The sequence below is a fragment of the Marinoscillum sp. HNIBRBA16962 genome (assembly GCF_057801515.1).
Genome location: NZ_CM173603.1, coordinates 412636 through 423904 on the forward strand (window position 1 = coordinate 412636; position 11269 = coordinate 423904).

The following is an 11269-nucleotide window of genomic DNA, read 5'->3' on the forward strand; positions in this document are numbered from 1 at the left end:
CATAGAAATAAATTCAAAAACAACTAACTAAACCAATAATGTTATGGAAAACTCAAAGATTACAATAGTGGCCATCATGATGCTGATCATAGCTTCATGTGGCGGAGGAGGTCAACAAAGCGCTGAAAGCTCAACAGCGGACCAGGCAAAAGCCACAGAGAAAGCCCCCAAAGCTGATCCCAAAGGGATTGGTGAGGTGAAGAATGTCAACCTGACGGACCCACTGGAAGAGGGGATGATCAAAAGTGGTAAGGCCATTTATGAAATGAAGTGCTCGGCCTGCCATAAGCTTACCGATCAGCGCGTAGTTGGTCCGGGGTGGGCAGGCATTACGAATAAAAGACGTCCCGAATGGATCATGAATATGATCACTAATGTAGATGTGATGTTAGATCAGGATCCACAGGCACAAAAGCTACTGGAAGAATGCCTTACAAGAATGCCTAACCAGGGAGTATCCATTGGTGATGCACGTGACATACTGGAGTTTATGCGGAAAAATGATTTGGAAACAGTAGGATCAAAAGACGAGGCTGCAGAAAGTTAAAACCTGAGCTGAGACTTATTTGATCATTTTAAAACCTTAAAAGAAATTTTACCTATGAAAACGAACTTAATAAATCAATTTTCCATTGTCCTGGCTGTTTCGGCTTTGATTTTCACCTCGTGCAGCAAGCGCGATGCAAAGTCTGTCATAGAGGGCGATGCTGCCGCTCAGGCTTATGTTGCTCCTGGCGAATACGATGAGTTTTATGCGTTTATGTCCGGAGGTTATAGCGGTCAGATAACCGCGTACGGTTTGCCTTCCGGGAGACTTCTAAAGGAGATACCTGTATTTTCAAAGTACCCTGAAAATGGGTATGGCTACAGTGAGGAAACAAAAGCTATGTTTAAAACCTCTTATGGTGAAGTGCCCTGGGACGACTCCCATCACATTGAGCTTTCTCAGACTAACGGAGAGTTTGACGGGCGATGGCTTTTTGTTAACGCCAATAATACACCGAGGATTGCCCGGATAGACCTGGAGACATTCGAAACAGTAGAGATCCTGGAGATACCGGATGTGGCAGGGTTACATTGTGCTCCTTTCATTACCGAAAACTCAGAATACCTGGTTTCCGGGACCCGATTTAGTGTGCCCATACCCCAGAAAGATGTGTCGATCACTTCTTACAAAGAAAACTTCAAGGGACTGATCAACTACGTTTCTGTGGATCCTGAGGAAGGGCACATGAACCTGGACTTTCAAATAGAGATGCCTGGATTTAATTATGATCTGGCGAGAAACGGCAAAGGAAAGTCCCATGGATGGAGCTTTCTGACTACCTACAATTCCGAGCAGGCTTATACCCTTTTAGAGGTAAATGCTTCAAAAAAAGATAAAGACCTGATGGCCATTATCAACTGGAAGAAGGCCGAGGAGTACATCGAACAGGGAAAAGCCAGGGAACGCAAAACGTCCTATCTGCATAACCAGGTCAATGAGAAAACAGGAATAGCCGAATCCACAGAGCTCACCACGACTAATATCCTGAATCCAAAGGACTGCCCGGGGATGGTGTATTTTATCCCGGTGCCAAAGTCTCCTCACGGATGTGACGTGGACCCTACCGGAGAGTACATTGTAGGAAATGGAAAACTCTCTGCCGATATGTCCATCTACTCTTTTGATAAACTTATGAAAGCCATTGAGGAGGAAGATTTTGCAGGAGAGGTAGAAGGCATTCCGGTGATTAACTATGAGTCCGGCTTACATGGAGTTTTACAAAAGCCGGGGCTCGGTCCTTTGCACACGGAGTTTGATGGTAGAGGCAATGCTTACACTACCTTCTTTATTTCGTCAGAGGTGGTGAAATGGAATGTAGAAAACCTCGAAATTGTAGACAGACAGTCTACGTTTTATTCCCCGGGGCATTTGGTGATTCCTGGCGGGGAGACCAGAAAACCTGACGGAAAATACCTGGTGGCTATGAACAAGATCACCAAGGACCGCTACTTACCCACGGGCCCGGAGCTGGCACACAGTGCGCAGCTATTTGACATTAGCGGCGACAAAATGAAACTCATCCTGGATTTTCCTACCAAAGGTGAGCCGCACTATGCGCAGGCGATTGCTGCGGATAAGATCCTGCCAAACGTTAAAAAATTCTATAAAATAGAAGACAATGAGCACCCTTATGTCGCGAAAGGTGAAGGTCAGGCCAAAGTGATAAGGGATGGTAAAGAAGTCCATGTATACATGACGGCTATCAGAAGTCACCTTGCACCGGACAATATAGAGGGCATAAAAATGGGAGATGAGGTTTACTTCCACGTGACTAACCTGGAGCAGGGCTGGGATGTGCCACATGGATTTGCGATCCAGGGAGCTAACAATGCCGAGCTGCTGGTCATGCCGGGACAAACCAGAACTTTGAAGTGGAGCCCGATAAAACCCGGTGTGTTTGCATTTTACTGTACGGACTTTTGCTCAGCATTACACCAGGAAATGTCCGGGTACGTCCGTGTTTCACCGGAAAATTCGGATGTGAAACTTGTCTGGGGTCTCAACAATGAAAATCAGGACGAAGAGTCACTGAGAGAGATGCTGGATAAGGCAGAAAATCAATAAACACTTGCAGAGCGGCTCACTGAGCCGCTCTTGTATTATTCTTTAACCTGAAGCAAGGTATGAAAAGATTTTTGCAGCCAAGATGGATTATGTTGTTAGGTATAATTTTGTTAGGAGGGGTATTTCTTTTCCCTTTATGGCAGATTACTTTGGAGGCGGCTCAGTTTCCCGGTGGGTTACAGCTGTATATCTGGATCGATAAGTTTTCCGGAGCAGACGGGACAGATAAGATTATCCAAAACATTAACATCCTGAATCACTACATCGGGATGCAATACATAGAGCCTGATTCCATTCCGGAGCTCCGGTATTTTCCCTGGGTGATTTACGGTATGATGGCCCTGGGGCTGGGAAGTATTGCAGTAAACAGAACCTGGATGTATGGAACCTGGTTTTTGGTGTTGGTGATTCTGGGGGCTCTTGGAGTTTATGATTTCTATCTGTGGATGTATGATTACGGACATAACCTTGACCCCGATGCGCCTATAAAAGTGCCGGGCATGACGTATATGCCCCCATTGCTGGGAGAGAAGGATCTGTTGAATTTTTATGTAAAGTCGTATCCTCACCTGGGTACCGTCTTTTTGTCCCTTTCTATTTTGTCTGCCTTCCTGGCTACCTGGAGAAGTAAAAAGCTCAATAAGCAGTAGGTAATTGAATTGAGAATTGAAAGTTGAGGATTGAAAAATGATTCATGATGAAGTCAACAGTTAACGGCCAAAAAACCAAAGGCTAAGAGCTAACTTTCAAGTATATGAAAAAGATTAATGTAGCTGTAGTCATTCTGTGTCTGGGATTGTCAGGGTGCCGTTCCGGACCCGAACCAATCAGGTATGGGCGAGACCAGTGTGAGTTTTGTCGGATGACTATTGCTAATCCTAAATACGGCGCTGAACTTGTGACAACAAAAGGGCGGGTGCTTAAATACGATGCGGCTGAGTGCCTGATAAATCACCTGGAGGAAGGTGCGCCGGAGCATAAAATGCTTCTGGCAGTAGCGTATGATGATCCGCAGCATCTTCACCATGTTGACTCGCTGTCTTTTGTGATTTCAGAGGAATACAGGAGTCCGATGGGCGCATATCTGGCAGGGTTTCTAAAGGTGAAAAACATTTCTGATTCCGTAAAGACGGATATGCTTCTCTGGGGCGAAGTGGTTGAACAATTAAGAAAATAAGATGAAAGTCAGACTTCTGGTATTTTCAGTCCTTTTTACAATAAGCTTGTGCAACAGCATGGCTAATGTGCTTGAAGCAGGACCCGGCCATCGTTTTGAAAGCATCCGTCAGGCCGTGATGGCCTCCTTGCCATTTGACACCATCAAGGTACACTCTGGTACCTACAGGGAGTTTGGTATAACCATCCTTAAGCCACTTACGATCCTGGGACTGGAAAAACCGGTCATAGATGCCGGTCAGGAGCAGGCAGATATTTTTATTGTGGGGGCTGACTCTGTTATTATTGAAGGGTTTGTTTTGAAAAATGTAGCGGTGAGCTACCTGAGTGAATACTCCGCCATCAGGGTTAGACAAGCTGGCGGAGGGGCTATTCGTAATAATGAGATCTTATCCTGTTATTTTGGAATATACCTGGAGTATGGGTCTGACTATAAAGTCATTAGTAACAGTATCTCCGGCACTGCTAAAGATGAGGCATCCGCCGGAAATGCCATTCACATCTGGAAAGGTGATCATATCGAAGTGGCTGATAATACGGTAACGGGCCATAGGGACGGGATCTATTTTGAATTTGTCAATGACAGTGAGATTCATCACAACCACAGCCATGATAACCTCAGATACGGTCTTCACTTTATGTTTTCAAATCGTGATCGGTATGCATTCAACGAGTTTTCAGAAAATGGAGCGGGAGTGGCTGTAATGTTTTCGAAGGAGATCATAATGGAACAAAATCTTTTTTCAAAAAACTGGGGTGGTGCAGCTTACGGGCTTTTGCTCAAGGAGATCAGCGATGGTGAGATTACGGGCAACCGGTTTATACGGAATACCATCGGGATCCTTGCGGAGGGCGCAAACAGGCTGGAGATAGCAGGTAATCAATTTACGCTAAATGGTACGGCCCTGGATATCAAGGGAAATTGTCTGGACAACAAAATAACAGGCAATAACTTTCTGGCAAATACTTTTGAGGTGGTAACTAACTCCCAGCGAAACACCAACCTTTATGAAAGGAATTACTGGAGCTCGTACAATGGGTATGATTTAGACAGAGATGGCGTAGGGGATGTGCCCTATCGTCCGGTCAATCTGTTTGCCAAAATTACCAATGAGATCCCCTCAGCCACCATTATGATCCATAGTTTTTTTGTGAATCTCCTGGAATTTAGCGAGCGTATCTTTCCCGATATCATTCCGGAGGAGCTGGTGGATAAAGCACCCAAAATGGAGCCGTACGAGTTATGATCAGGATAGAGAACATCAACAAATCGTTTGGGTCACAGCAGGCCTTAAAGGACATTTCACTGAGTTTGACTCCAGGGCAAAGTGTAGCCATGATAGGTCCCAATGGCTCTGGTAAGACCACTTTGATAAAGGCTGTATTGGGCCTGGTAGTGCCTGATAAGGGACGCATTCTGGTAAACGATCAGGACACCTCAAAAGGGAAGGATTATAGAAAAAACATTGGCTACATGCCCCAGATCACTCGGTTTCCGGAGCATATGAAGGTCCATCAGCTTTTCACGATGATCCGTAAAATGCGACCGGGACTTCCTCCCGAAGAGTATGATATGGAGCTTTATCAGGCATTTGAAATAGAGAAGATCCGGAATAAATCTCTCGGTTCTTTGTCAGGTGGTATGCGTCAGCAGGTCAGCGCCTCAATGGCTTTTTTGTATAATCCTGCCATCGTGATTTTAGATGAGCCCACCGCAGCTCTGGATCCGGTATCAAATGAATTGCTCAAGGATAAGATCAGAAAATGCATTGAAGAAAAAAGGGTGATGCTGATCACCTCTCATATCCTCAATGATCTGGATGATATTACCAATCATGTGATCTATCTGATGAATGGTGAAGTGTTGTTTTTCAAAGAGATTGAGCAATTGAGACAACAAACTTCTGAGACTCAACTCAATAAAATTATTGTAAGTTTAATAAATCAGGGATTCGGTCATGTGGAGGGTTAGTCATTTTATCCTGGGAGATCTGATCAGGAATAAGGTAATTTTAGGATACTTCGTCCTTATGGCTTTATCAGGCTGGGGAGTGTTTGTTTTGGAGAGCCAACCCGAAAAGGCCTTGCTGGTGCTGATGCAGGTCACTTTATTGGCGCTTCCGCTGATCGTTTTGGTTTTTGCCACCATCTATTATTATAACTCACAGGAGTTTATCATGCTCATACTGGCTCAGCCCATAGCAAGGTCTGCTGTCATCAAAGCGCTTTATGCAGGGTTATCCGCAGCTTTTTCACTTACTTTTTTACTGGGAGTGGGTCTGCCCCTGATGATCTTTTATCCAACCATAGAGAGCCTATTGTTGATCATCAGCGGGGTGATGCTTACGGTTCTCTTCATCGCTTTGGCGCTGTACATCAGTACGCTGATGAATGATAAATCCAAAGGCATGGGCATGACCCTTATTGTTTGGGCGTTTTTCAGCTTTCTTTTTGACGGACTGCTCATCTTTTTCATGTATCAATACAGTGATTACCCTATTGAGGGGGTAGTGCTGGGGCTTACCATGCTCAACCCGATAGACATAGCCCGGATACTTGTGATCCTGAAGACAGAAGCATCAGCGATGCTTGGGCTTTCGGGAGCTGTATTTATCGATTTTTTCGGCAGCGTGGCTGGTACCCTGGTGGCTCTGGGGGTATTACTGGTGTGGACCCTTACGCCATTCTATCTGGCGAAGAGGAGATTTCTGAAAAAGGATATGTAATGGAGATGATGGTGTGATTAAAAGAGAGGGGAAAGACAGGCTTGGTTTCTTTTCCGCTGGCCCGTGACTCAAAGGCTGGAGGTTTTGGGCCAAGGTTTTGAGGTTAGGCTGAAAGGGGGAAAGGGCTCAACTAATGATGCTTTACTATCATTATTAGTAAATGTGCAGACACTAACGGATTCGTCAAAACTACTCCCCTGTAATAAATTCTCTGATCTTTTCAGCGCCTTTTTTGCCCATACCTTTCACTTGCTGTAACTCCTCTCTACTGGCATTTACCACCGCTTCCACAGATCCGAAATGGTCGTATAACCGATGGGCCATCACCGCTCCCACTTTAGGGAGCCCTTGCAAAAAGCGAAACCTTTGTGTCTGTATCCGCTTTGATTTGTAACCATTCAATCGTATAGGAAACTCCTTTTGATAAGCCTGCTCAGCTAACATGGTTAACTGCTCAGCTGTATCTTTATGGTTACGAGTATAAATAACAGGTATTTGCCAGGAGGTAATAACGGACAACAGGGCTCCTTTTACCGCATTGGGATCAATCTGGTGCCCGGTTTGGAAAGGGTCTCCTTCGAGCAGCAGCAGTGGTCTCAAGGCTGAACGGGACAACCTCGCGCATTGGTTAAACAGCCGCCCTGAAATGAGGGAAATCACAAAATCTTCAGCCGATTTACGTTCTATGAGCAGTTGATCATTTACCTGATAATCACCGTTTTTTAATTCGCTTATACTTACGGGCTTTGCCTGCCTTAAGAGCAGGTCAGGTATTCCGGAGGGTTTTTCGCGATAGTCGACAATGAACATGGCCAGGTGATTTAATGAACATTTTACTTGCCGATAAATTACAAAAAAAGAATTTGTTTTTTAAAGCTTCCCGGAGGTAGGAAAAGTAATGGCCCTTAGGTTCCTGTATCTTTTTCTGCTTCTTCCAGCCAGGCTTCCAATGCCTCGTACCCGGAATAGTCCCGGTGAACGGCTTTAAAATTCACACTATTATCAAAGTAGCCCAACACTTCTCCGCGTTTCAGTTTTGTAGGTTTATCGCTCAGGCAGGTGTGGTACGATGACCATAGATAGTCAGCTGGATCCGATATGAAACCATGATGTACAGGGTTGTTGTGGATATAGAGGATCACCTGCTGCAGGTAATGATTATCTTCTACCGGTTTTCGTTTGAATGGCCGCTGAAAAAGACTGCCGTGGCGATCGTACTTTTCGTTGATATATTTCGCATAGGCATTGCAGAGATGGGAAAAATGGCGGGTGGGGTTTGGGGATTTTCGTTTTTTATTTTCACCAATGCCGTCAGGTCCTGCGGACGCGGACGGATTGGTGTTTGGAAGTAAATATATTAAATCTACAAAAGTAGTATCAAGAATTTTCGCCTCTGCTAATGTGGAGGTGAAAGGATAATCGAAGGTAGCAGTCGTGCCACCACTCCGAGTAGTTGCACGACTTTGAATCGCAACTTAAATTATCAAAAAACAGTGTGTCCTGTCGTCTTGGGGAGAAAATTTCTTTTTTGTCATACATCCTTTTGGATGGAACCTGTCACCATTTCGTCGCATTATCTAAATTACAACCTAAAATCCCCTGGAAATTGTCCTATAGATCATTATTTCAGTTGCTATTCTTCCTTCTGCCCTCACTTCAGCTTTGGGGTCAGGATGACAGGTACATTTATCACGAGCTGGAAGGGGTGGTTTCAAATGAGATTATCAAAGGCATCATCAAAGACACTACAGGCTATATCTGGCTTGCCACGGATCAGGGAGTCCTGAACTATGACGGGACCTGGTCCGAGCTATACGATCGGGGCCTGCAGAGTACCTTCACTAAAAATTTTCTAAGCACTGCTGACGGTCGCCTGCTGGTGATCAATGACCTGGGCCTCAAAGAGGTAGTAAAAACCGCTGACAGTGCGTATTTCAAACCTTTTGAGCTAGGAAATAAGGTCTACGGAGAGCAGCTTAATTACCCTAAGTCGATTTACCAGGATCAGTCAGGTACTATATGGATAGGTGAGGTGAATTCGGTAGTCAGAATAAACCGAAGCGGGATGAAGCGGTACAACCTGGGCACTGAGTACCAGTCTATCAGCTATCATCGTACCTTTTTGTTTGATGAGGATGCTTTTGGGAACCTGTGGATGGCGCCATTCAAGGGCGATCTGCTACGGTACAATAAAGCTAAGGATGAGCTGGAAGAGGTGACCTCCCTGCCGTTGACTGATGTCACGGGGTTTTCCATCATTAAAGGAGACCATCTGCTGATCGGTGGGAAAGAAGGCCTTTATCAGCTGAAAATAGATAGTTACAGCCAGATCCTGGCCACCGCTTTTTATGACGAGCCTCAAAACGTCTCCGCTCTGATCGGGATAGAAAATGAAGTATTTGTAGGCACCTGGGACCAGGGACTGTTCCGGTTTGACTTTTCGAGCAAAGCCATCGAAAAGATTGCCCGTGTCAATTTCAACGACGTGGTGGACTTTTATTTTGACCGGCAAACAGGGGAGCTGTGGGTGATCGGCAGTGAAAACGTAGGTCTATTTTCCCAATCGCCCATATCCATGCTGGCAAATGTAGGGAGATACCGGATAGAGTCTTTAGGATTATCCGGAGATGACCTTTATTACTCCATCGGCCAGGAGGTCAGGAAGACGGAGCTGGGGAGCTCCGGGCCGGTGACTCAGGTTTTAGTCTCTAAAAACAAATACTTCGACTGTATCACCGCAGATGAAAGTGATCTGTGGATAGGGGATTCTTTTGGAGCTATTTACAAGTATGATTTGGCCAGTGGCAAATTGATCACGCTTAAGGATAGTACCGGCAGAGCCATAAAATCGGTTTTTCCGGACAGGCAGGGAAACAAATGGTTTGCCGGCGATCAGGGTGGCCTGATAAGGATAGATGGTAGTGATAGCCTTCACTTTTATGAAAACATCACTTCATCAAATGTAGTGAAACAAGGACCTGACGGATCGATCTATTGCGGCATATACGGGAAGGAGAACTTCATCTATAAACTTAGCTCCGGGGAAGATTCATTTCATCCTGTACCTTATAAGCCGGACTTTCATCCGGAGGCCAATATTTCTATTGAAGATATTGCTATCGAGCCTTCCGGAAATGTCTGGTTGGCCAGCAGTGAGGGTTTGCTCTACCTGGAAAATGGATTACTTAGCCGGATCACCGTGCCCGAGATGGATCCCGGTGAAAGCTACAAAGCGGTAGTCTACAAGCAGGGTATTACGTGGGCTGCCAGTAATCATGGGTTGATTGCTTTTGATGGGCGGGATGCAATACTTTTTACCAATGAAAACGGACTACCATCCAAGATCCTGAAGGAGCGCGGTATTCTTATCAGGGACGAAGAGCTATTGATTGCCACAGCAAAAGGGCTGGCAAAGGTGGATATTAGCCAGGTTCAGTTCAAAAAAACACCTTCCCCGATATTTAAGGAAATAGCAGAATACTCCTCTTTTGAACGAAATGAAGCCGGGGTGATGGTGCTCCCGTATCATGGCAGGCTGCAGGCAGAATTTGTTGCACTCAGCTATCCTGGCAAAGACATCCTTTATCAGTCCAGAGTAACTGGCCTGGAAGACTCCTGGTCAAAAGCAACCACCAGCAGGCAGGTCTCCTTTTTAGGGTTTTCTGAAGGTAGTTATGAGTTACAGGTGCGGGCTCAGGAAAAGGGCTGCTTATGGAGTGAGCCAACGACGCTCCGGTTTAATGTGGCTGCCCCATGGTTTAAGACGTGGTGGGCTTACTTTTTATTTTCCGTAACTACCATCGGGGTCTTCGCGCTTGGTGCAAGGGTCTATCACTATAGCCTGATCAGGCAAAAAAGAAGGCTGCAGCGGATTATAGAGGAGCGCACAGAGCAGATCAATCGTCAGAAAAATGAGATTATCGAGCAGAAAAATCACATCATTAAACAGAAGGAAGAGCTGATCGCCAAGAATAACGCCGTATATAAATCTCAGCAGGCACTATCAGAAGCAGATCTGAATTTCCTCCATTTAAAAGAAAGGCAGCTACAGGATCAGATTGAATTCAGAAATAAGCAAATAACCACTCATACCCTGAATATCATTCAGAAAAACGAAACGCTGAAAGAGCTCCGGGATAAGCTGGAGGGGATTATCAAGTCTCCACAACGTGTCCCGCAGACAGAGCTGCGAAAGACCTTAAAGATTATTGACGAAAGCTTTAAGCTGGATAGAGACTGGGATGAGTTTAAGCTCTATTTTGAACAGGTCTATACAGGCTTTTACACCAAGCTCAAGATCAACTGCCCTTCACTTACTAATCAGGAGCTTCGTCACTGTGCGCTGATCCGTCTCAACCTGTCTATACCTGAGTGTGCTTCCATCCTTGGCATCTCTCCGGACAGTGTAAAAGTGAGCAGAGCCCGTATCCGAAAAAAGCTGGACCTGGACCATGGTCAGGGCCTTACGGACTTCATTCTTTCTGTGTAAATAAGTTTTCACGCTAAGACGCAAAATGCAAAATGCGGGACTATCCTAAAACAGGAGGGGAGCCGTTTGCGTCATGATTGGTGGTTCACTGTCAAATTTTAAGATGACCTATAATTTTTGCAGTGCACGCTGCTCCCCTGTGTCAGGGGAGCTGTCCGCAGGACTGAGGGGTTGCCTGTACACCTCCGCCTGAGGCTACGGCACATAAGAAAAGGCGGAGGGGTTTTCCTGCGCAACGGGAGCTCCCGACAGCTGGCCGGTGAGGGG

General features: G+C 45.6%; 10 protein-coding genes. 9 read left to right on the top strand and 1 reads right to left on the bottom strand.

Features of this window, described 5'->3' with window-relative positions:
* The first annotated feature begins 43 nt into the window (after positions 1-43).
* The 7 genes from AC3E9V_RS01810 to AC3E9V_RS01840 all read left to right on the top strand — a co-directional run bounded on the left by AC3E9V_RS01810 (position 44) and on the right by AC3E9V_RS01840 (position 6513).
* Positions 44-547, top strand: a complete 504-nt coding sequence (locus AC3E9V_RS01810) for a c-type cytochrome (RefSeq protein ID WP_488751473.1) — start codon at positions 44-46, stop codon at positions 545-547.
* A gap of 54 nt (positions 548-601) precedes the next feature.
* Positions 602-2611, top strand: coding sequence for a Sec-dependent nitrous-oxide reductase (nosZ, locus tag AC3E9V_RS01815; RefSeq protein WP_488751474.1), 2010 nt, complete (start codon positions 602-604; stop codon positions 2609-2611).
* Between the two features lie 59 nt (positions 2612-2670).
* The gene (locus tag AC3E9V_RS01820; RefSeq protein WP_488751475.1) at positions 2671-3261 is read left to right on the top strand and encodes a hypothetical protein; all 591 of its coding nucleotides are present in this window, start codon (positions 2671-2673) and stop codon (positions 3259-3261) included.
* A gap of 104 nt (positions 3262-3365) precedes the next feature.
* Positions 3366-3788, top strand: coding sequence for a hypothetical protein (locus AC3E9V_RS01825; protein WP_488751476.1), 423 nt, complete (start codon positions 3366-3368; stop codon positions 3786-3788).
* Position 3789: 1 nt separating this feature from the next.
* Entirely contained in the window at positions 3790-5034 is a 1245-nt protein-coding gene (gene nosD / locus AC3E9V_RS01830; RefSeq protein WP_488751477.1) for a nitrous oxide reductase family maturation protein NosD, read from the top strand.
* Positions 5031-5759 carry an ABC transporter ATP-binding protein gene (locus AC3E9V_RS01835; RefSeq protein WP_488751478.1) on the top strand — a complete coding sequence of 243 codons (729 nt, stop codon included), beginning with the start codon at positions 5031-5033 and terminating at the stop codon, positions 5757-5759. The genes nosD and AC3E9V_RS01835 overlap by 4 nt, the downstream gene beginning before the upstream one ends.
* The gene (locus tag AC3E9V_RS01840; RefSeq protein ID WP_488751479.1) at positions 5746-6513 is read left to right on the top strand and encodes an ABC transporter permease subunit; all 768 of its coding nucleotides are present in this window, start codon (positions 5746-5748) and stop codon (positions 6511-6513) included. Before AC3E9V_RS01835 ends, AC3E9V_RS01840 begins: the two co-directional genes overlap by 14 nt.
* A 189-nt stretch (positions 6514-6702) precedes the next feature.
* On the opposite strand, the gene AC3E9V_RS01845 is transcribed toward AC3E9V_RS01840, so the two are convergent.
* Positions 6703-7323 carry an ERCC4 domain-containing protein gene (locus AC3E9V_RS01845; RefSeq protein ID WP_488751480.1) on the bottom strand — a complete coding sequence of 207 codons (621 nt, stop codon included), beginning with the start codon at positions 7321-7323 and terminating at the stop codon, positions 6703-6705.
* A 296-nt stretch (positions 7324-7619) separates the two neighbouring features.
* Here AC3E9V_RS01845 and AC3E9V_RS01850 point away from each other — a divergent pair, with 296 nt between their 5' ends.
* Together AC3E9V_RS01850 and AC3E9V_RS01855 are read left to right on the top strand one after the other, a co-directional pair.
* Entirely contained in the window at positions 7620-7865 is a 246-nt protein-coding gene (locus tag AC3E9V_RS01850) for a hypothetical protein (protein ID WP_488751481.1), read from the top strand.
* A gap of 254 nt (positions 7866-8119) precedes the next feature.
* Complete coding sequence (locus tag AC3E9V_RS01855; protein ID WP_488751482.1) at positions 8120-11002, top strand: triple tyrosine motif-containing protein; 2883 nt, start codon at positions 8120-8122, stop codon at positions 11000-11002.
* The last annotated feature ends 267 nt before the right edge of the window (positions 11003-11269 follow it).

Coding starts and splice junctions, on each gene's coding strand:
- AC3E9V_RS01810 (WP_488751473.1), top strand. CDS start 44: ATGGAAAACTCAAAGATTACAATAGTGGCCATCATGATGCTGATCATA.
- nosZ (WP_488751474.1), top strand. CDS start 602: ATGAAAACGAACTTAATAAATCAATTTTCCATTGTCCTGGCTGTTTCG.
- AC3E9V_RS01820 (WP_488751475.1), top strand. CDS start 2,671: ATGAAAAGATTTTTGCAGCCAAGATGGATTATGTTGTTAGGTATAATT.
- AC3E9V_RS01825 (WP_488751476.1), top strand. CDS start 3,366: ATGAAAAAGATTAATGTAGCTGTAGTCATTCTGTGTCTGGGATTGTCA.
- nosD (WP_488751477.1), top strand. CDS start 3,790: ATGAAAGTCAGACTTCTGGTATTTTCAGTCCTTTTTACAATAAGCTTG.
- AC3E9V_RS01835 (WP_488751478.1), top strand. CDS start 5,031: ATGATCAGGATAGAGAACATCAACAAATCGTTTGGGTCACAGCAGGCC.
- AC3E9V_RS01840 (WP_488751479.1), top strand. CDS start 5,746: ATGTGGAGGGTTAGTCATTTTATCCTGGGAGATCTGATCAGGAATAAG.
- AC3E9V_RS01845 (WP_488751480.1), bottom strand. CDS start 7,323: ATGTTCATTGTCGACTATCGCGAAAAACCCTCCGGAATACCTGACCTG.
- AC3E9V_RS01850 (WP_488751481.1), top strand. CDS start 7,620: ATGATGTACAGGGTTGTTGTGGATATAGAGGATCACCTGCTGCAGGTA.